This is a genomic window from Escherichia sp. Lx600-2, from assembly GCF_036662595.1.
GTDB lineage: Bacteria > Pseudomonadota > Gammaproteobacteria > Enterobacterales > Enterobacteriaceae > Escherichia > Escherichia coli.
This window is the reverse complement of sequence record NZ_JAYQWM010000009.1, coordinates 18,359-38,025: the sequence shown is the minus strand read 5'-3', so window position 1 is coordinate 38,025 and position 19,667 is coordinate 18,359. Positions and strand designations below refer to the sequence as shown.

Annotated in this window: 18 protein-coding genes; 9 read left to right on the top strand and 9 right to left on the bottom strand. The window is 50.7% G+C overall.

What is annotated here, in order from left to right:
- The first annotated feature begins 144 nt into the window (after window positions 1-144).
- Both lysP and cirA read left to right on the top strand, forming a co-directional pair.
- Window positions 145-1,614 (top strand): lysine-specific permease, encoded by a 1,470-nt coding sequence (lysP, locus tag OQV04_RS05285; RefSeq protein ID WP_032281216.1) that lies wholly within the window; start codon window positions 145-147, stop codon window positions 1,612-1,614.
- Window positions 1,615-1,905: 291 nt separating this feature from the next.
- Window positions 1,906-3,885, top strand: a complete 1,980-nt coding sequence (gene cirA, locus OQV04_RS05280; RefSeq protein ID WP_332641600.1) for a catecholate siderophore receptor CirA — start codon at window positions 1,906-1,908, stop codon at window positions 3,883-3,885.
- 31 nt (window positions 3,886-3,916) lie between these two features.
- On the opposite strand, the gene yeiG is transcribed toward cirA, so the two are convergent.
- Window positions 3,917-4,753: an S-formylglutathione hydrolase gene (gene yeiG, locus OQV04_RS05275; RefSeq protein WP_000425434.1), complete on the bottom strand. Its 837-nt coding sequence runs from the start codon at window positions 4,751-4,753 to the stop codon at window positions 3,917-3,919.
- A gap of 257 nt (window positions 4,754-5,010) precedes the next feature.
- Between yeiG and folE the strand changes: the two genes are divergently transcribed.
- From folE to mglC, 6 genes are all read left to right on the top strand, one after another.
- The gene (gene folE, locus OQV04_RS05270) at window positions 5,011-5,679 is read left to right on the top strand and encodes a GTP cyclohydrolase I FolE (RefSeq protein ID WP_001139613.1); all 669 of its coding nucleotides are present in this window, start codon (window positions 5,011-5,013) and stop codon (window positions 5,677-5,679) included.
- Window positions 5,680-5,695: 16 nt separating this feature from the next.
- A complete protein-coding gene (gene yeiB / locus OQV04_RS05265; protein WP_032288234.1) occupies window positions 5,696-6,853 on the top strand; it encodes a DUF418 domain-containing protein YeiB in 1,158 nt (385 codons plus the stop codon).
- Window positions 6,854-6,994: 141 nt separating this feature from the next.
- The gene (gene galS / locus OQV04_RS05260) at window positions 6,995-8,035 is read left to right on the top strand and encodes an HTH-type transcriptional regulator GalS (protein ID WP_000628659.1); all 1,041 of its coding nucleotides are present in this window, start codon (window positions 6,995-6,997) and stop codon (window positions 8,033-8,035) included.
- Window positions 8,036-8,314: 279 nt separating this feature from the next.
- Window positions 8,315-9,313 carry a galactose/glucose ABC transporter substrate-binding protein MglB gene (gene mglB / locus OQV04_RS05255; protein ID WP_001036964.1) on the top strand — a complete coding sequence of 333 codons (999 nt, stop codon included), beginning with the start codon at window positions 8,315-8,317 and terminating at the stop codon, window positions 9,311-9,313.
- 60 nt (window positions 9,314-9,373) lie between these two features.
- Window positions 9,374-10,894, top strand: a complete 1,521-nt coding sequence (mglA, locus tag OQV04_RS05250; protein WP_000255032.1) for a galactose/methyl galactoside ABC transporter ATP-binding protein MglA — start codon at window positions 9,374-9,376, stop codon at window positions 10,892-10,894.
- Window positions 10,895-10,909: 15 nt separating this feature from the next.
- Entirely contained in the window at window positions 10,910-11,920 is a 1,011-nt protein-coding gene (mglC, locus tag OQV04_RS05245; RefSeq protein WP_032281209.1) for a galactose/methyl galactoside ABC transporter permease MglC, read from the top strand.
- A 70-nt stretch (window positions 11,921-11,990) separates the two neighbouring features.
- Here mglC and preA read toward each other — a convergent pair whose 3' ends face one another.
- From preA to OQV04_RS05210, 7 genes are all read right to left on the bottom strand, one after another.
- Entirely contained in the window at window positions 11,991-13,226 is a 1,236-nt protein-coding gene (gene preA, locus OQV04_RS05240) for an NAD-dependent dihydropyrimidine dehydrogenase subunit PreA (protein ID WP_032281208.1), read from the bottom strand.
- Window positions 13,220-14,458, bottom strand: coding sequence for an NAD-dependent dihydropyrimidine dehydrogenase subunit PreT (preT, locus tag OQV04_RS05235; protein WP_032281207.1), 1,239 nt, complete (start codon window positions 14,456-14,458; stop codon window positions 13,220-13,222). The genes preA and preT overlap by 7 nt, the downstream gene beginning before the upstream one ends.
- 193 nt (window positions 14,459-14,651) lie before the next feature.
- Window positions 14,652-14,891 carry a DUF2542 family protein gene (locus tag OQV04_RS05230; protein WP_000383096.1) on the bottom strand — a complete coding sequence of 80 codons (240 nt, stop codon included), beginning with the start codon at window positions 14,889-14,891 and terminating at the stop codon, window positions 14,652-14,654.
- Window positions 14,892-14,893: 2 nt separating this feature from the next.
- Entirely contained in the window at window positions 14,894-15,613 is a 720-nt protein-coding gene (gene sanA, locus OQV04_RS05225) for an outer membrane permeability protein SanA (RefSeq protein WP_000920064.1), read from the bottom strand.
- A gap of 149 nt (window positions 15,614-15,762) precedes the next feature.
- Window positions 15,763-16,647, bottom strand: coding sequence for a cytidine deaminase (cdd, locus tag OQV04_RS05220; protein ID WP_000553555.1), 885 nt, complete (start codon window positions 16,645-16,647; stop codon window positions 15,763-15,765).
- Window positions 16,648-16,776: 129 nt separating this feature from the next.
- The gene (locus OQV04_RS05215) at window positions 16,777-17,472 is read right to left on the bottom strand and encodes a CidB/LrgB family autolysis modulator (RefSeq protein WP_032281206.1); all 696 of its coding nucleotides are present in this window, start codon (window positions 17,470-17,472) and stop codon (window positions 16,777-16,779) included.
- Entirely contained in the window at window positions 17,469-17,867 is a 399-nt protein-coding gene (locus OQV04_RS05210) for a CidA/LrgA family protein (RefSeq protein ID WP_001299855.1), read from the bottom strand. The genes OQV04_RS05215 and OQV04_RS05210 overlap by 4 nt, the downstream gene beginning before the upstream one ends.
- A gap of 238 nt (window positions 17,868-18,105) precedes the next feature.
- Between OQV04_RS05210 and dusC the strand changes: the two genes are divergently transcribed.
- Window positions 18,106-19,056, top strand: a complete 951-nt coding sequence (gene dusC / locus OQV04_RS05205; protein WP_032281263.1) for a tRNA dihydrouridine(16) synthase DusC — start codon at window positions 18,106-18,108, stop codon at window positions 19,054-19,056.
- Window positions 19,057-19,443: 387 nt separating this feature from the next.
- Here dusC and yohP read toward each other — a convergent pair whose 3' ends face one another.
- Complete coding sequence (gene yohP, locus OQV04_RS05200; protein ID WP_000691708.1) at window positions 19,444-19,527, bottom strand: small membrane protein YohP; 84 nt, start codon at window positions 19,525-19,527, stop codon at window positions 19,444-19,446.
- Window positions 19,528-19,667: the final 140 nt, after the last annotated feature.

Genomic DNA, 19,667 nt, shown 5'->3' with positions numbered 1-19,667 from the left:
CATTCGCCAGAAAAGAGATTGGCTGCTTTACTTATAATCCCTGGGCGATCATGAAGGTGTCTTATAACCGTGTATTTCTGCCGGAAGGATTGCCAATCGTCTGCTACAATCGCGCCTCATTTTTTAGATGGATAGCATTTTTGTATGGTTTCCGAAACTAAAACCACAGAAGCGCCGGGCTTACGCCGTGAATTAAAGGCGCGTCACCTGACGATGATTGCCATTGGCGGTTCCATCGGTACAGGTCTTTTTGTTGCCTCTGGCGCAACGATTTCTCAGGCAGGTCCGGGCGGGGCATTGCTCTCGTATATGCTGATTGGCCTGATGGTTTACTTCCTGATGACCAGTCTCGGTGAACTGGCTGCATATATGCCGGTTTCCGGTTCGTTTGCCACTTACGGTCAGAACTATGTTGAAGAGGGCTTTGGCTTCGCGCTGGGCTGGAACTACTGGTACAACTGGGCGGTGACTATTGCCGTTGATCTGGTTGCAGCTCAGCTGGTCATGAGCTGGTGGTTCCCGGATACACCGGGCTGGATCTGGAGTGCGTTGTTCCTCGGCGTTATCTTCCTGCTGAACTACATCTCTGTTCGCGGCTTTGGTGAAGCGGAATACTGGTTCTCACTGATCAAAGTCACGACAGTTATTGTCTTTATCATCGTTGGCGTGCTGATGATTATCGGTATCTTCAAAGGCGCGCAGCCTGCGGGCTGGAGCAACTGGACAATCGGCGAAGCGCCGTTTGCTGGTGGTTTTGCGGCGATGATCGGCGTAGCTATGATTGTCGGCTTCTCTTTCCAGGGAACCGAGCTGATCGGTATTGCTGCAGGCGAGTCCGAAGATCCGGCGAAAAACATTCCACGCGCGGTACGTCAGGTGTTCTGGCGAATCCTGTTGTTCTATGTGTTCGCGATCCTGATTATCAGCCTGATTATTCCGTACACCGATCCGAGCCTGCTGCGTAACGATGTTAAAGACATCAGCGTTAGTCCGTTCACCCTGGTGTTCCAGCACGCGGGTCTGCTCTCTGCGGCGGCGGTGATGAACGCAGTTATTCTGACGGCGGTGCTGTCAGCGGGTAACTCCGGTATGTATGCGTCTACTCGTATGCTGTACACCCTGGCGTGTGACGGTAAAGCGCCGCGCATTTTCGCTAAACTGTCGCGTGGTGGCGTGCCGCGTAATGCGCTGTATGCGACGACGGCGATTGCCGGTCTGTGCTTCCTGACCTCCATGTTTGGCAACCAGACGGTATACCTGTGGCTGCTGAACACCTCCGGGATGACCGGTTTTATCGCCTGGCTGGGGATTGCCATTAGCCACTATCGCTTCCGTCGCGGTTACGTATTGCAGGGACACGACATTAACGATCTGCCGTACCGTTCAGGTTTCTTCCCACTGGGTCCGATCTTCGCATTCATTCTGTGTCTGATTATCACTTTGGGCCAGAACTACGAAGCATTCCTGAAAGATACCATTGACTGGGGCGGCGTAGCGGCAACGTATATTGGTATCCCGCTGTTCCTGATTATTTGGTTCGGCTACAAGCTGATTAAAGGAACCCACTTCGTACGCTACAGCGAAATGAAGTTCCCGCAGAACGATAAGAAATAAGTTTCTCCCTTCCTTGCTAAGCCCTCTCAACCGAGAGGGCTTTTTCAATTCCATTTCCCTGACAAATCATGCGGATATAAAATTTAACATTTGGATTGATAATTGTTATTGTTTGCATTATCGTTACGCCGCAATCAAAAAAGGCTGACAAATCAGAGGCTGGTCCGGCTTGCTGGGGTGATCACCTGCATACAAATAAGTCCACCGCGATGCTGCCGTACGCAAGGGGACGTGAAGAAGATGTGAGCGATAACCCATTTTATTTTCGTAGTTACCTCATGGAGATATGGAATGTTTAGGTTGAACCCTTTCGTACGGGTCGGGCTGTGTTTGTCCGCTATTTCTTGTGCATGGCCTGTGTTAGCGGTCGATGATGATGGCGAAACGATGGTTGTCACTGCATCTTCCGTTGAACAAAACCTTAAAGATGCACCCGCCAGTATCAGCGTCATTACCCAGGAAGACCTGCAGCGAAAACCGGTACAGAATCTGAAGGATGTCCTCAAAGAAGTGCCTGGCGTACAACTGACGAACGAAGGGGATAACCGTAAGGGCGTTAGTATTCGTGGTCTGGACAGCAGCTACACCCTGATTCTTGTCGACGGTAAACGCGTTAACTCCCGCAATGCCGTCTTCCGCCACAATGATTTCGATCTGAACTGGATCCCGGTCGATTCCATCGAACGTATTGAAGTGGTCCGTGGCCCGATGTCGTCGCTGTACGGTTCCGATGCGCTCGGCGGTGTAGTGAATATCATCACCAAAAAAATCGGTCAGAAATGGTCGAGTACCGTTACCGTCGATACCACCATTCAGGAACATCGCGATCGCGGTGATACCTATAACGGTCAGTTCTTTACCAGTGGACCATTAATTGATGGTGTGCTGGGAATGAAAGCTTACGGCAGCCTGGCAAAACGTGAAAAGGATGACCCGCAAAACTCAACGACCACCGATACCGGAGAAACGCCGCGTATTGAAGGATTCTCCAGCCGCGACGGCAATGTCGAATTTGCCTGGACACCGAATCAAAATCACGATTTTACTGCCGGATACGGTTTCGACCGTCAGGATCGTGATTCCGACTCGCTGGACAAAAACCGCCTGGAACGCCAGAACTACTCCGTCAGCCATAATGGGCGTTGGGATTACGGCACCAGCGAACTGAAATACTACGGTGAGAAAGTCGAGAACAAAAACCCTGGCAACAGCAGCCCGATAACTTCCGAAAGCAATACGGTCGACGGCAAATACACGTTGCCGCTGACGGCGATTAATCAGTTTCTCACGGTTGGCGGTGAATGGCGTTACGACAAACTTAGCGATGCGGTGAACCTGACCGGGGGAACCAGCTCCAAAACGTCTGCCAGCCAGTACGCGCTGTTTGTGGAAGATGAATGGCGGATCTTCGAGCCGCTGGCGCTGACGACCGGCGTGCGTATGGACGATCATGAAACCTACGGTGAACACTGGAGTCCGCGTGCCTACCTGGTTTATAACGCCACCGACACCGTAACGGTGAAAGGGGGCTGGGCGACGGCATTTAAAGCACCTTCTCTGTTGCAACTTAGCCCTGACTGGACGAGCAATTCCTGCCGTGGCGCATGTAAGATTGTGGGTAGCCCGGATCTGAAACCAGAAACCAGCGAAAGTTGGGAGCTGGGGCTTTACTACATGGGTGAAGAAGGCTGGCTGGAAGGGGTTGAATCCAGCGTTACCGTTTTCCGTAACGATGTGAAAGATCGTATCAGCATCAGCCGTACGTCTGACGTCAATGCTGCACCGGGCTACCAAAACTTTGTTGGTTTTACAGCGAACGGTGTGCCGGTATTTAGCTACTACAACGTTAACAAAGCACGTATTCAGGGCGTGGAAACCGAGCTGAAAATTCCGTTCAACGATGAATGGAAACTGTCACTCAACTACACCTACAACGATGGTCGTGATGTCAGCAACGGCGAAAACAAACCGCTATCCGATCTGCCGTTCCATACCGCTAACGGTACGCTGGACTGGAAACCGCTGGCGCTGGAAGACTGGTCATTCTATGTTTCTGGTCACTATACCGGGCAGAAACGAGCCGACAGCGCGAAGGCTAAAACACCGGGCGGTTATACCATCTGGAATACCGGCGCGGCCTGGCAGGTGACTAAAGACGTCAAACTGCGCGCAGGCGTGCTGAACCTTGGCGACAAGGATCTCAGTCGTGACGACTACAGCTATAACGAAGACGGACGTCGTTACTTTATGGCAGTGGATTATCGCTTCTGATGAGAAGATGCCCGGCGAACCGGGCGGACTTTCACTTCAGTAAATACTGCGCATGGAAGCGCAGGTGATCCTCTATAAAAGAGGCGATGAAGTAGTAACTGTGATCATATCCCGGCTGAATACGCAGCGTCATCGGCCATGCTTTCTGGCGCGCGGCTTCTGCAAGTACTGCAGGTTGCAGTTGGTCAGCAAGAAACTGATCGTTATCACCCTGATCGATAAGCGTCGGGATCGCATCCTGCGCGTTACTGGCATACATCAGCGCGCAACTGTCCCATTCCAGCCATGCATTTTTGTCCTCACCTAAATAGCGGCTAAACGCTTTGATACCCCACGGGACGCTGCACGGATTCACAATTGGCGCAAAGGCGGAAACGCTGGTGTATTTGCCCGGGTTTTTCAGCGCCATAATCAGCGCACCGTGACCACCCATTGAATGACCGCTAATAGCGCAGCGGTCGCTGACATTAAATTGCGACTGAACCAGCGCCGGTAATTCATCGCGCAGATAATCATACATCCGGTAATGCGTCGCCCACGGCGGTTGCGTGGCATTAAGATAAAAGCCTGCGCCCTGGCCTAAATCGTAGCCATCGTCGTTGGCAACCTTTTCGCCGCGCGGGCTGGTGTCTGGCATCACCAGTACAATCCCCAGTTCCGCCGCCACGCGCTGGGCACCCGCCTTGGTGGTGAAGTTCTCGTCATTGCAGGTTAATCCGGAAAGCCAGTACAGCACTGGTGGCGGGGTGTGATCACGAGGTGGAGGGAGAAAGATACTGAACGTCATCGGGCAGTTTAAGGTACTGGAGTCGTGTCGCCAGCGTTGCTGCCAGCCTTCAAAACAGCGGTGCTCTTCGAGCATTTCCATGCGTGGCTCCTTGTTGTGTTGTTTGCAATTTCTTCATCATACCGTTTATTCAATGTGCAGTGAGTAACTTTCACTTCCGTATTTGCATAACGATGTTTTAACATCTGCTGATGAAAGGCAGCGGCAATTACAATAATTATCGCTGTGAATACTGGATTATGTGCGCCGCCTCACGCACAATAATCAGGCTGTAAATCAGCTTAATAACTTTGCCCCCACGCAGGGCGGAGGCGTCACACCTGCAGGAGAAATCATAAATGCCATCACTCAGTAAAGAAGCGGCCCTGGTTCATGAAGCGTTAGTTGCGCGAGGACTGGAAACACCGCTGCGCCCGCCCGTGCATGAAATGGATAACGAAACGCGCAAAAGCCTTATTGCTGGTCATATGACCGAAATTATGCAGCTGCTGAATCTCGACCTGGCTGATGACAGTTTGATGGAAACGCCGCATCGCATCGCTAAAATGTATGTCGATGAAATTTTCTCCGGTCTGGATTACGCCAACTTCCCGAAAATCACCCTCATTGAAAACAAAATGAAGGTCGATGAAATGGTCACCGTGCGCGATATCACTCTGACCAGTACCTGTGAACACCATTTTGTTACCATCGATGGCAAAGCGACGGTGGCTTATATCCCGAAAGATTCGGTGATCGGTCTGTCAAAAATTAACCGTATCGTGCAGTTCTTTGCCCAGCGTCCGCAGGTGCAGGAACGTCTGACGCAGCAAATTCTTATTGCGCTACAAACGCTGCTGGGCACCAATAACGTGGCTGTCTCTATCGACGCGGTGCATTACTGCGTGAAGGCGCGTGGCATCCGCGATGCAACCAGTGCCACGACAACGACCTCTCTTGGTGGATTGTTCAAATCCAGTCAGAATACGCGCCACGAGTTTCTGCGCGCTGTGCGTCATCACAACTGATTAAAAGGCAGGAACCATGGAGCGCAACGTCACGCTCGATTTTGTTCGCGGCGTCGCCATTCTGGGGATCCTGCTATTAAACATCAGCGCCTTTGGGCTACCAAAGGCGGCTTATCTTAATCCCGCCTGGTACGGCGCTATTACGCCGCAGGATGCATGGACCTGGGCATTTCTCGATCTCATCGGCCAGGTGAAATTCCTCACGCTTTTTGCGCTGCTGTTTGGTGCTGGCCTGCAAATGTTGCTGCCCCGTGGCAGACGCTGGATCCAGTCGCGTTTAACGCTGTTAGTCTTGCTGGGCTTTATTCACGGTTTATTGTTCTGGGACGGCGATATTCTGCTGGCTTACGGGCTGGTGGGCTTAATCTGCTGGCGGCTGGTGCGCGATGCGCCATCGGTAAAAAGCCTGTTTAATACCGGCGTCATGCTTTATCTGGTGGGGCTTGGCGTTTTGCTGTTATTGGGGTTGATTTCCGACAGCCAGACCAGCCGCGCCTGGACGCCGGATGCATCGGCTATTTTGTATGAAAAATACTGGAAGCTTCACGGCGGCGTTGAAGCGATCAGTAATCGTGCCGATGGTGTTGGCAACAGTTTACTGGCACTGGGCGCACAGTATGGCTGGCAACTGGCAGGGATGATGCTCATTGGTGCGGCGCTGATACGCAGCGGCTGGCTGAAAGGGCAGTTCAGCTTACGTCACTATCGTCGTACTGGTTTTGTGCTGGTGGCGATTGGGGTGACCATTAACCTTCCTGCCATCGCCCTGCAATGGCAGCTGGACTGGGCGTATCGCTGGTGTGCCTTCTTACTTCAAATGCCGCGGGAACTGAGTGCGCCGTTTCAGGCGATTGGCTATGCGTCGCTGTTTTATGGCTTCTGGCCGCAATTGAGCCGCTTTAAGCTGGTGCTTGCGATCGCCTGCGTCGGACGGATGGCGCTGACCAACTATCTATTGCAAACGCTGATTTGTACCACGCTTTTTTACCACCTCGGTTTGTTTATGCATTTTGACCGCCTGGAGCTGCTGGCGTTTGTTATTCCGGTATGGCTGGCGAATATCCTCTTCTCTGTTATCTGGCTGCGTTACTTCCGCCAGGGGCCGGTGGAATGGCTCTGGCGTCAGTTAACTTTGCGTGCTGCCGGACCGGCAATATCTAAAACATCAAGATAACGATCTGGATCACATTCGTTAACAAAACGGCTGTAACCGTTTCCATTGCTGTGACTCGATTCACGAAGTCCTGTATTCAGTGCTGACAAAATAGCCGCCAGCAAGCAGTCATTTACTGCAATCTCATAACAGGTAGTGAATATGATCACCATTCGTGATGTAGCGCGTCAGGCTGGCGTCTCTGTGGCAACGGTTTCCCGGGTGCTCAATAACAGCACGCTGGTCAGTGCCGATACGCGTGAAGCAGTAATGAAAGCCGTGAGTGAGCTGGATTATCGGCCAAACGCCAATGCCCAGGCGCTGGCAACTCAGGTTAGCGACACCATTGGCGTGGTGGTGATGGACGTTTCTGATGCGTTTTTCGGCGCGCTGGTAAAAGCGGTGGATCTGGTCGCTCAGCAGCATCAGAAATACGTGCTAATCGGCAATAGCTATCATGAAGCGGAAAAAGAGCGTCACGCCATTGAGGTGTTAATTCGCCAGCGTTGTAATGCGTTGATTGTTCATTCAAAAGCATTGAGTGACGATGAACTGGCGCAATTTATGGATAACATTCCCGGTATGGTGTTAATCAACCGCGTTGTGCCGGGGTACGCCCATCGTTGCGTTTGCCTGGATAATCTCAGCGGTGCCCGAATGGCGACGCGCATGTTGCTGAATAACGGTCATCAACGTATTGGTTATCTTTCTTCCAGCCACGGCATTGAAGATGACGCCATGCGTAAAGCAGGTTGGATGAGTGCGTTGAAAGAGCAGGATATTATTCCGCCGGAAAGCTGGATTGGCACTGGCACGCCGGACATGCCGGGCGGTGAGGCGGCGATGGTTGAACTGCTGGGGCGCAATCTACAACTTACCGCTGTATTTGCTTATAACGACAATATGGCCGCTGGCGCACTGACAGCATTAAAAGATAATGGCATTGCGATTCCGTTACATCTCTCAATCATCGGTTTCGATGATATTCCCATCGCCCGTTACACCGACCCGCAATTAACGACCGTGCGTTATCCCATTGCTTCAATGGCGAAATTAGCCACCGAACTGGCCTTGCAGGGGGCAGCAGGCAATATTGATCCTCGTGCCAGCCACTGTTTTATGCCGACGTTAGTGCGTCGCCATTCTGTCGCAACACGCCAGAATGCGGCGGCGATCACTAACTCAACAAATCAGGCGATGTAACCGCTTTCAATCTGTGAGTGATTTCACAGTATCTTAACAATGTGATAGCTATGATCGCACCGTTTTAACGTTGTAACCCGTATGTAACAGTGAATAATCACTTTCACCGAGGTAATAGCGTCATAACAACAATTAAAGCCGTTTTCTGGAGCGTTACCGGGCATGGAAGAACGAATTTTAAAAAGTGAGCTTCGGCGTTCAGTAACACTTCATTAACTCTACTGCCCCGCCGAGCATTTATCTCAAGCACTACCCTGCATAAGAAAAACCGGAGATACCATGAATAAGAAGGTGTTAACCCTGTCTGCTGTGATGGCCAGCATGTTATTCGGTGCCGCTGCACACGCTGCTGATACTCGCATTGGTGTAACAATCTATAAGTACGACGATAACTTTATGTCTGTAGTGCGCAAGGCTATTGAGCAAGATGCGAAAGCCGCGCCAGATGTTCAGCTGCTGATGAATGATTCACAGAATGACCAGTCCAAGCAGAACGATCAGATCGACGTATTGCTGGCGAAAGGGGTGAAGGCACTGGCAATCAACCTGGTTGACCCGGCAGCTGCGGGTACGGTGATTGAGAAAGCGCGTGGGCAAAATGTGCCGGTGGTTTTCTTCAACAAAGAACCGTCTCGTAAGGCGCTGGATAGCTACGACAAAGCCTACTACGTTGGCACTGACTCCAAAGAGTCCGGCATTATTCAGGGCGATTTGATTGCTAAACACTGGGCGGCGAATCAGGGTTGGGATCTGAACAAAGACGGTCAGATTCAGTTCGTACTGCTGAAAGGTGAACCGGGTCATCCGGATGCAGAAGCACGTACCACTTACGTGATTAAAGAATTGAACGATAAAGGCATCAAAACTGAACAGTTACAGTTAGATACCGCTATGTGGGATACCGCTCAGGCGAAAGATAAGATGGACGCCTGGCTGTCTGGCCCGAACGCCAACAAAATCGAAGTGGTTATCGCCAACAACGATGCGATGGCAATGGGCGCGGTTGAAGCGCTGAAAGCACACAACAAGTCCAGCATTCCGGTGTTTGGCGTCGATGCTCTGCCAGAAGCGCTGGCGCTGGTGAAATCCGGTGCACTGGCGGGCACCGTACTGAACGATGCTAACAACCAGGCGAAAGCGACCTTTGATCTGGCGAAAAACCTGGCCGATGGTAAAGGTGCGGCTGATGGCACCAACTGGAAAATCGACAACAAAGTGGTCCGCGTACCTTATGTTGGCGTAGATAAAGACAACCTGGCTGAATTCAGCAAGAAATAAGACTGATTGGGCGCAGTCTATTACTGCGCCCTTATTGTATGGCCAACAAGGTAAAATTATATGGTCAGCTCAACGACTCCGTCTTCCGGGGAATACTTGTTGGAAATGAGCGGTATCAACAAGTCTTTTCCTGGTGTTAAGGCACTTGATAACGTTAATTTAAAAGTCCGGCCACATTCTATCCATGCATTAATGGGGGAAAACGGCGCAGGAAAATCAACATTATTAAAATGCCTGTTTGGAATTTATCAAAAAGACTCCGGCACCATTTTATTCCAGGGTAAAGAGATCGATTTCCATTCGGCCAAAGAAGCACTGGAAAATGGTATTTCGATGGTACACCAGGAGTTAAACCTGGTATTACAACGTTCGGTGATGGACAACATGTGGCTTGGGCGATACCCCACCAAAGGCATGTTTGTCGATCAGGACAAAATGTACCGCGAAACCAAAGCGATTTTTGATGAACTGGATATTGATATCGATCCGCGTGCGCGCGTCGGCACATTATCTGTTTCGCAAATGCAGATGATCGAAATCGCCAAAGCGTTTTCCTATAACGCGAAAATTGTGATTATGGATGAACCGACTTCTTCGTTAACCGAAAAAGAGGTCAATCATCTGTTCACTATTATTCGTAAATTAAAAGAGCGCGGCTGCGGTATTGTTTATATCTCGCATAAAATGGAAGAAATCTTCCAGTTATGTGATGAAGTTACCGTATTGCGCGACGGTCAGTGGATCGCCACCGAACCGCTGGCAGGGCTGACGATGGACAAGATTATCGCCATGATGGTTGGGCGTTCTCTTAACCAGCGTTTCCCTGACAAAGAAAACAAGCCGGGCGAAGTCATCCTCGAGGTGCGTAACCTGACGTCACTGCGCCAGCCGTCGATCCGTGATGTCTCGTTTGATCTGCATAAAGGGGAGATCCTCGGTATTGCCGGGCTGGTGGGGGCGAAACGTACCGATATTGTTGAGACGTTATTTGGTATTCGCGAGAAATCGGCTGGCACCATTACGTTGCACGGCAAAAAGATCAATAACCATAATGCCAATGAAGCCATAAACCACGGATTTGCTCTGGTAACTGAGGAGCGCCGCTCAACGGGAATTTATGCCTATCTGGATATCGGTTTTAACTCGTTAATTTCCAATATTCGCAACTACAAAAATAAAGTTGGTTTACTGGATAACTCGCGGATGAAAAGCGATACCCAGTGGGTGATTGATTCGATGCGGGTAAAAACACCGGGGCATCGGACGCAAATTGGTTCGCTCTCAGGTGGTAATCAGCAAAAGGTGATTATTGGGCGCTGGCTACTAACGCAACCGGAAATATTAATGCTCGATGAACCGACGCGCGGTATTGATGTCGGGGCGAAGTTTGAGATCTATCAGTTAATTGCCGAACTGGCGAAGAAAGGCAAAGGGATTATTATTATCTCCTCTGAAATGCCTGAGTTGTTAGGGATAACAGACCGTATTCTGGTCATGAGCAACGGTCTCGTTTCCGGAATTGTCGACACAAAAACAACAACGCAAAACGAAATTCTGCGTCTTGCGTCTTTGCACCTTTAAGATTAGGGGCTTCCCATGAGTGCGTTAAATAAGAAAAGTTTTCTTACTTACCTGAAAGAGGGCGGTATTTACGTCGTTCTTTTAGTTTTGCTGGCGATTATTATTTTCCAGGACCCAACATTTTTAACTCTGTTGAACTTAAGTAATATTCTCACCCAGTCATCGGTGCGTATTATTATCGCGCTCGGTGTGGCAGGGTTAATTGTCACCCAGGGGACCGACCTTTCTGCGGGGCGTCAAGTAGGGCTGGCGGCAGTGGTGGCAGCGACATTATTGCAGTCCATGGATAACGCCAACAAAGTGTTCCCGGAAATGGCGACGATGCCGATTGCGCTGGTTATTCTGATTGTCTGTGCCATTGGTGCGGTGATCGGTTTGATCAACGGTCTGATTATCGCTTATCTCAACGTGACGCCGTTCATTACCACGCTCGGCACGATGATCATCGTCTATGGCATCAACTCGCTCTATTACGACTTTGTCGGGGCGTCGCCAATTTCTGGTTTTGACAGTGGCTTCTCTACCTTTGCTCAGGGCTTTGTCGCACTGGGGAGTTTCCGTCTCTCTTACATCACCTTCTACGCGTTGATTGCGGTGGCGTTCGTCTGGGTGTTGTGGAACAAAACCCGCTTCGGTAAGAACATTTTTGCCATTGGCGGTAACCCGGAAGCGGCAAAAGTATCTGGTGTCAACGTCGGCCTGAACCTGCTGATGATCTACGCGTTGTCTGGTGTGTTCTATGCCTTCGGCGGGATGTTAGAAGCCGGACGTATCGGCTCTGCCACCAACAACCTCGGCTTTATGTATGAACTGGATGCTATCGCGGCGTGCGTGGTAGGCGGTGTATCGTTCAGCGGCGGTGTGGGGACGGTGATTGGCGTGGTGACCGGGGTAATTATTTTTACCGTCATCAACTATGGCCTGACGTATATCGGCGTAAACCCATACTGGCAGTACATCATCAAAGGGGCGATTATTATCTTCGCCGTAGCGCTGGATTCACTGAAATACGCGCGTAAGAAGTGATGTGATTGCGGATATTGCCGGATGCGCTGCATCCGGCAATCGGTGCCAAATGCCGGATGCGTCTCTGGTTTTACAACGTTACCGGGTGTTCTTTCTCTCCCTTCTTAAACTTCACTTCCCCGAGCTCAATACAACCCACCGGGCAGACGTGACCACAAAGCAGACAACCCACACATTTCTCGGTATTACAATGCGGTGTGCGGGTTTTCTCGCTCCATTCCATCGCCTGGTGACCGCCGTCGTAACAGGAAATATAACAGCGTCCACAGCCAACACATTTATCAAGATTGATACGGGGATAGACAATATAACTGCGGTCTAAATCTTCCGCCGGGACAATATTGTTATTCGCCAGACCTACCATCTCCTGCAACGAATCAAATCCCTGATCGGCGAGATAATGCGATAACCCGCTCGCCATATCTTCTACGATGCGATAGCCGTACTGCATAATGCCGGTGGTGACCTGTAACGTTGCTGCGCCGAGCAATAAAAACTCCGCCGCATCCTCCCAGGTTTCAATGCCGCCGATACCGCTGATTGGGAAATCGCGCAGTTCTGGATGGGTGCGCATTTGCTGAATGAAGCGCAGGGCGATCGGTTTTACCGCTTTACCGGAATATCCGGAAATACTCGATTTTCCGTTAACGATCGGCATACCGATTTTCTGATTAAGATCGATATTGGTGATGGATTTAACGGTGTTAATCGCCGCAATGCCATCTGCGCCGCCGCGCTTCGCCGCCAGCGCCACTTCGCACATATCACCGATATTCGGCGTCATCTTCGCCAGCATTGGCAGCGTGGAACCCCATTTCACTGCCCGACAATATTTTTCTACCAGCTCCGGGCTTTGCCCGACATCGCTACCCATCGCATGAGAAGTCATTTGCGGACAGGAGAAGTTACACTCGATCATATCCGCGCCAGCTTCTTGCACCAGGCGCGCCAGCTCCTCCCATTGCTGCTCATTTTCCCCCATGATCGAAGCGATCAATACTTTGTCCGGATAATCTTCCTTCAGCCGACGCAGGGCGGCCAGATTCTCTTCCAACGGATGTTCAGCAATCTGCTCCATATTTTTGAAGCCGATAAAACCGGTATCTTCTTTCACCAGATGATCAAAACGCGGCGAGACTTCGTTGGCGATAAAAAAGCCGATCGTTTTAAACACCACACCGCCCCAACCTGTGTCGTAGGCTTTGGCACACATCTCATAGCAGTTGCCTACCGGCGAAGAAGAGAGGCAGAACGGGTTGGGAAACTTCACGCCGCAAAAAGTAATCGAAAGATCTTTCGTTAACATGAGCAAGCTCCCTCTAAATAGTAATGAATCGCCTCGGCGGCTTCTTTCCCGGTTTTCACGGCATAGACCACGGTTTTGTCACCCTCAACAATATCGCCAGCAGCAAAGACTTGCGGATCGCGGGTCTGATAATTTTGTGTTTTGATGGTGTTACGCTGCGGCTCTAACTCCGCAAAGGCATCCAGTCTGGCATGCTGACCGACGGCGAGAATAATTTTATCTGCCACCATCGTCAGTTCGCCCGATAACCGTACATGCTTAAACGTGACTTTATTGCCTTCCACGGCTACTGGCGTGAATCCATCGATGATCGAAACGCCCAGCTCCCGGGCGCAGGCAAACTCTTTTTCGCTTGCCGGAAACTCATCTAACTCTTCACGCGCTACGCAAGTTACCGCCTGACAGCCGAGAACTTTCAGCGTGCTGGCTACGTCCATCGCGACATCACCGCCGCCGATAATTAATGCGCTTTGTGGAATGCTGATATCGCCTTGCGCCTGTCGTGCGCGTTGCAGGAAGTCGACGGCAATCTCAACGTCGCTATGCTCAAACAGCGGTAGCCCGGAACCGCTTGATAACCCCACGGTGACCAGTACCGCGCGGTTTTCCGCTTTCAGTTGCTCCAGGGTGAGTGTTTTACCGATTTCGTTATTGCACTTAATGGTCACGCCCATTTTTTCAATACGGGCGATCTCTGCATCCAGCACTGATTGCGGTAACCGGAATTGCGGAATACCGTTACGCAACCAGCCACCGGGGTGCGCTTCTTTCTCATAAATCGTGACGTCATAACCCTGGTTTGTCAGTGTCACACTGGCCTGCAATCCGGCAGGACCTGCGCCAATAATCGCGACTTTGCCGAGCGTTTTAGTACCGGGCTGATAAATTTCCATCCCGGTTTGTTGTTCAAAATCAGTAACAAAACGCTGTAAGCGGCCGATATCAATGGGAGCATCAACACCGGCACGGGTACAACCGCTTTGGCATAATTTCTCCGTCGGGCACACTCTGGCACAAACGGCACCGAGGGCATTATTTTCGCGAATTGTCTCGGCAGCGCCTTTAAAATTACGAAAGTAGATTGAGCGAATAAATTTCCCCGGATCGGTCTGTGCCGGGCAAGCCTGACTACAGGGAGCGTCGTGACATAATAAACAGCGAGAGGCTTCTTTAATCGCCAGTAACGGCGTAAAAGCCGGAGTGAGTTCATCCAGATAATTTTGTTGCGACATGTGATCTTCCTTAATGCTATGAGTAATTAAGGCGAACGCTAAATAAATATTGCGTGCTGATATTAAGGCTATGCGCGTGGGGAAATTTAAACTGTGAAAGGATTCACAAATAGCTGCGGTTCAGAATGTTATATCCGCAGCTTATTGAGTGAAGTAATAATTATTCTCAATAATTAACAGAAAAGAGAAAATATTAACGATAGAAAATAAGATAAACAATCATGCCGATAGATAAAATTCCGAAGCCGATATATGCCACCATATAAGCGAAAAAGAGTCCGGGATTTTTTGCTCGCCAGACATACACCGGTTCCGGTGCATTTTTAACCCGTTTATCAATCGCGCCTGCGCGCCAGCCTTTCCATGCTTCGCGGAAACAAAATATCGGGATAAGGAAAAAAACGGCAACGACAAAAAACTGCTGTACATCCATAACTACTTTCCTTGTTTCTTTTGTAATTCAAGTAACTGTTCGGGTGTGACGGCGGGATACCCCTGCGCATCTTCCGGCACCTGGTGCATAGCCGGAATAGGGACCAGCGGCCCTAAAAAACGCGGTTCACGTTTAAAAATATAAAGGTCAGCCAGCGCACCGAAACGGGCGGCAAATTCGCGAATACGTACTGACAGCATATCTTTCGGTGACGGTACGGCATAACACTGAGCCTGAATCCCCATATGCAGCGCAATAAATAATGCCCGCTCACAGTGGAAACGTTGGGTGATAATAATGAAATCATTAGTATCGAACACTTTGCGTGTACGCACGATGGAATCCAGCGTACGAAAGCCTGCGTAATCGAGAACAATATCTGATGGGTCGACACCAGCAGCGATTAAATCTTTGCGCATGGTCATCGGCTCATTATAACTTTGCAATGCGTTATCGCCGCTCAGTAATAGATAATTTACCTTACCGCTGTTATAGGCATTAATCGCTCCTTGAATGCGGTAGCGATAATACTGATTAATTACGCCAGTACGATAATATTTTGCTGTTCCGAGCACCACACCGACCTGGCGGTAGGGGAGATCCTGCAATTCGTCGTAGATATAAGGCGCGGTTTTCCAGCTCATCCAGCGATCGAGGCCGAGCACAGTCAACAGCAGCAAGCCGATAAGGACTAACAGGCTGAGGAACACGCGCTTTAACATGCAGGAGACTCGATCTAAGGAAAATTTCCATCAGGCTACTTTACCCGCTGGTTTTGCGCAAGAAACGGCAAACTGTTTGCCGGGATTTTCGACACCAGGAGAGGGCTGGCAAGCCGGACAAGGCGTTCACGCCGCATCCGGCACCAGGCTTAAGCGAGAAGCACGCGGTCGATACTGTGACAGCCGAGCGCTTTCAGCGTTGCGGAGGTGGCATCCCACTGAATCAACGGCGCATCGGCTTTTTCTGCCAGAACCGCGCGCTGGATATCCGGGTAATCATAACCCTTGAGATTCAACAGAATTAACGCTCCCTGCAACGGCGGCAGAGTCGGGTTGAATGCGGCGTTTTCAGCGTAGCTGCCGCTGAAAATACGACCGTCTTTACATTCCAGCGCGACACCGCTTGGCGACTTACTGTAAGGCATGTGCGAACGGTTTGCCGCCGCAATCGCTGCCTGAGAAAGCGCATCACCAGTCAGCGCATAGCCGTGATCCTGCTCGTCCATCAGCAGCGTTTTAATCTCCAGATCTTTCGGCCCAAAGGCATCCGGCAGATAGTCACGCAGCGCGTGTGCCTCGCGGCCCGGCAGATGAATACGCAGATCCAGACCGCTGTTCAGTTCATTCATAAACTGACGGCAGTGACCACAAGGCGTGTAGTTAACGGTGATGGCTGCAAGCGCTTTTTCACCACTCAACCAGGCGTGGCTGATCGCGCTTTGTTCGGCATGAACGGTTTGCTGCATTGTCGCACCAATAAATTCCATATTGGCACCAAAATACCAGGTTCCGCTCACACCGCGCGCAATTGCGCCAACATTAAAATTCGACAATGGCGTACGCGCACAGGCCGCCGCCAGCGGAAGTAGTGCGAATGCCAGCGCGTCTTCGTCCAGCCCCGTTGCGCTCTTCAGCGATGAGACTTGCTCCCCGGTCAACAAAGCGGGGAAGTACTTGTCTGCCAGAATAGGTTCCAGTGCAGATTGCAAGTTATCCGCAAGTTGGGCAAAAGCGGTTTGAAAACGTGGATGCATGGCGTTGCCTCATAATCATGTAATGTGATAACAGTTTACGAACCCGTTATGGCTTTATATGTGATCTGAATCTCATTAATTATGCAACGCGTGAAACTCACATCAAAAATGCGCGACGCATCGCAAATTTTAGCCCATTACTGCCAGAATAATCGGGAAAAGGAACGGTGCGATCAGCGAAGTAATTATCCCGCATAACACCAGCGCCAGCGAACTAAATGCACCTTCCTGATAATCCAGCTCGGCGCAGCGCGCCGTACCGAGGGCGTGCGAGGCAGTCCCCATTGCCAGACCGCGCGCAGCTTTGGTACGAATACGCATCGCATTAAGCAATGTATGGCCAAATACCGCGCCGAGGATGCCGACGAAAATCACGCAAACTGCGCTGATTGCCGGAATACCGCCAATACTGCCGCCAACCGCCATTGCAATAGGCGTGGTGACTGATTTCGGCAGGATTGACGCGGCGATTTCCGGTGAAGCGCCCATCAACAATGCCACGGAAGTCCCCGTCACCATCGCAACCACGCTGCCGATAAAACAGATGGTGATGATCGATTTCCAGCGCGCGCGGATCTGGTGTAGCTGCTCATATAAAGGATAGGCCAGCGCGACGACCGCCGGTTGCAGCAGATCGTTTAGCACTTCGCTACCTTTAAAGTAACTGTCGTAAGAGATGCCAGTCAGCATTAAAAAAGGAATGATCACCACCATTGCTACCAGCAACGGGTTAAGCAGGGGAAACTTATACCGTGCCGCCAGTTTGCGGGCGGCAAAAAAGACAATCAACGTCAGCGGTAATGACCACCAGATATTCACCATCATTCTTCTGATCCTTTCTGACCTACGACTTTACGTTCACCGTGTACCAGTTGCGAACTCCAGCTCACCACCAGAAAAACCACCAGCGTACTGATTGCACAGGAAACCACTACCGGGCCAAACTGTGCGCGGAGCAAATCAAAATATTGCATGACGCCTACGCCAATCGGCACAAACAATAGCGCCATATAGCGAATCAGTACGTAGCACCCCGGATTGACCCATTTCGCCGGAAGAATTTGCAAGGCCAGCAGGACAAACAGGATCAGCATCCCGATGATGCTGCCCGGAATGGTTACCGGTAGCAGGGAAGCAATGAAAATGCCTGCATACAGGCAGGCATAAATCAGGACGAAAGCGCGTAAATATTGCCAGATAATGTTCAGTGTCTTACTCATAATCAACACCCCAGATGAGATGGATTCATCATACAATTAATTCGTAAAACGTGCTACCGATCACATTAAGAAATCAGCGCTTATTTTTTCGCTCCCCGGTATTACGCAATGAGCAGCGAACTCAGGCATACATCAAGCATAGAGAGGGATTGCAGTTTGCAGCAATCCCTCTTTGCAGACCTTTAATCCGCTGACCATAGGCGCTAACATAGCGCCTCATTTTTTTGCGGGTGATGATATGCGTGTGTTACTGGCACCGATGGAGGGAGTGCTTGACTCTCTGGTGCGTGAATTGCTGACCGAAGTTAACGACTACGATCTGTGCATCTCCGAGTTCGTCCGCGTGGTGGATCAACTGCTGCCGGTAAAAGTCTTTCATCGCATTTGCCCTGAGCTACAAAACGCCAGCCGGACACCATCCGGTACGCTGGTGCGCGTGCAGTTGTTAGGCCAGTTCCCGCAATGGTTGGCAGAGAACGCCGCCCGTGCGGTGGAGTTAGGTTCCTGGGGCGTGGATCTCAATTGCGGCTGCCCGTCAAAAACGGTTAACGGTAGCGGCGGCGGCGCGACGTTACTCAAAGATCCTGAACTCATCTACCAGGGGGCAAAAGCGATGCGTGAAGCTGTACCGGCGCATTTGCCCGTCAGCGTGAAAGTGCGTCTGGGCTGGGACAGCGGTGAGAAGAAATTTGAAATCGCCGATGCGGTTCAACAGGCTGGCGCTACGGAGCTGGTGGTGCATGGGCGGACAAAAGAGCAGGGTTACCGCGCGGAGCATATTGACTGGCAGGCGATTGGCGATATTCGCCAGCGGCTGAATATTCCGGTGATTGCCAATGGTGAAATCTGGGACTGGCAGAGTGCGCAACAATGCATGGCGATCAGCGGCTGCGACGCAGTGATGATTGGTCGCGGGGCGCTCAATATTCCCAACCTGAGCCGGGTGGTAAAATATAACGAACCGCGAATGCCGTGGCCGGAGGTGGTTGCTTTGCTGCAAAAATATACCCGTCTGGAAAAGCAGGGCGATACCGGGTTATATCACGTAGCGCGGATTAAACAGTGGTTGGGTTATTTGCGTAAAGAATACGATGAAGCAACGGAATTATTTCAGCATGTTCGGGTGTTGAATAATTCCCATGATATTGCAAGGGCTATTCAGGCAATTGATATCGATAAGCTGCGATAATAGTGGAATCGCAGTTTATCAGAGACAATGAATCGCTTATTCAGCTTCATCATCTTGTTGCGCTCCTTTCATGAGCTAAGCCACATATTGCCACTGGCGCAAGGAGCGCGCAGGGGGAGGACAATCGCCTCCTCCCCCTGCACCCCCGGGCTCTGGCGAACAAAATCGCCGCTGCGCGGTACCTTCAGCTTATCCCCTTCGGCTACCGGGTCGGGCGCGAGGAAACGTCCTTGTAAGACGCGCCCTCAGCCCACATCCATGTGGGCTGCCCCGGCCTTCGGGGAACGCTTCAGCGATTTTGACGCCACCAACACCGGAGCTGTTTGCAAATCAAGTACACAAAATATCTAGTTCCTGACCTGACAACTTATATGTCATATCTGATTTTTAAAATATCATCTTAAATACGCCAGTCACCACCAGTAGCCCAATCAGGAAAATAATCAATACAGCCCAGAGTATAATTTTCATTGGCGTTCCTTTATTTGTGAGTGCTGAATAAGTATAGGAAAAAACGAAGCCCTTTGCCGTTATCCATAAACGATTAAGATAAATCGGAAGATATCATTCACTTAGTGTATATTTTTCTGGATATGTCGTTTTATTGCTAC

What these genes read in the sequence shown, in the direction of transcription:
- lysP (WP_032281216.1), top strand. Translation starts at nt 145, where the DNA reads ATGGTTTCCGAAACTAAAACCACAGAAGCGCCGGGCTTACGCCGTGAA.
- cirA (WP_332641600.1), top strand. Translation starts at nt 1,906, where the DNA reads ATGTTTAGGTTGAACCCTTTCGTACGGGTCGGGCTGTGTTTGTCCGCT.
- yeiG (WP_000425434.1), bottom strand. Translation starts at nt 4,753, where the DNA reads ATGGAAATGCTCGAAGAGCACCGCTGTTTTGAAGGCTGGCAGCAACGC.
- folE (WP_001139613.1), top strand. Translation starts at nt 5,011, where the DNA reads ATGCCATCACTCAGTAAAGAAGCGGCCCTGGTTCATGAAGCGTTAGTT.
- yeiB (WP_032288234.1), top strand. Translation starts at nt 5,696, where the DNA reads ATGGAGCGCAACGTCACGCTCGATTTTGTTCGCGGCGTCGCCATTCTG.
- galS (WP_000628659.1), top strand. Translation starts at nt 6,995, where the DNA reads ATGATCACCATTCGTGATGTAGCGCGTCAGGCTGGCGTCTCTGTGGCA.
- mglB (WP_001036964.1), top strand. Translation starts at nt 8,315, where the DNA reads ATGAATAAGAAGGTGTTAACCCTGTCTGCTGTGATGGCCAGCATGTTA.
- mglA (WP_000255032.1), top strand. Translation starts at nt 9,374, where the DNA reads ATGGTCAGCTCAACGACTCCGTCTTCCGGGGAATACTTGTTGGAAATG.
- mglC (WP_032281209.1), top strand. Translation starts at nt 10,910, where the DNA reads ATGAGTGCGTTAAATAAGAAAAGTTTTCTTACTTACCTGAAAGAGGGC.
- preA (WP_032281208.1), bottom strand. Translation starts at nt 13,226, where the DNA reads ATGTTAACGAAAGATCTTTCGATTACTTTTTGCGGCGTGAAGTTTCCC.
- preT (WP_032281207.1), bottom strand. Translation starts at nt 14,458, where the DNA reads ATGTCGCAACAAAATTATCTGGATGAACTCACTCCGGCTTTTACGCCG.
- OQV04_RS05230 (WP_000383096.1), bottom strand. Translation starts at nt 14,891, where the DNA reads ATGGATGTACAGCAGTTTTTTGTCGTTGCCGTTTTTTTCCTTATCCCG.
- sanA (WP_000920064.1), bottom strand. Translation starts at nt 15,613, where the DNA reads ATGTTAAAGCGCGTGTTCCTCAGCCTGTTAGTCCTTATCGGCTTGCTG.
- cdd (WP_000553555.1), bottom strand. Translation starts at nt 16,647, where the DNA reads ATGCATCCACGTTTTCAAACCGCTTTTGCCCAACTTGCGGATAACTTG.
- OQV04_RS05215 (WP_032281206.1), bottom strand. Translation starts at nt 17,472, where the DNA reads ATGATGGTGAATATCTGGTGGTCATTACCGCTGACGTTGATTGTCTTT.
- OQV04_RS05210 (WP_001299855.1), bottom strand. Translation starts at nt 17,867, where the DNA reads ATGAGTAAGACACTGAACATTATCTGGCAATATTTACGCGCTTTCGTC.
- dusC (WP_032281263.1), top strand. Translation starts at nt 18,106, where the DNA reads ATGCGTGTGTTACTGGCACCGATGGAGGGAGTGCTTGACTCTCTGGTG.
- yohP (WP_000691708.1), bottom strand. Translation starts at nt 19,527, where the DNA reads ATGAAAATTATACTCTGGGCTGTATTGATTATTTTCCTGATTGGGCTA.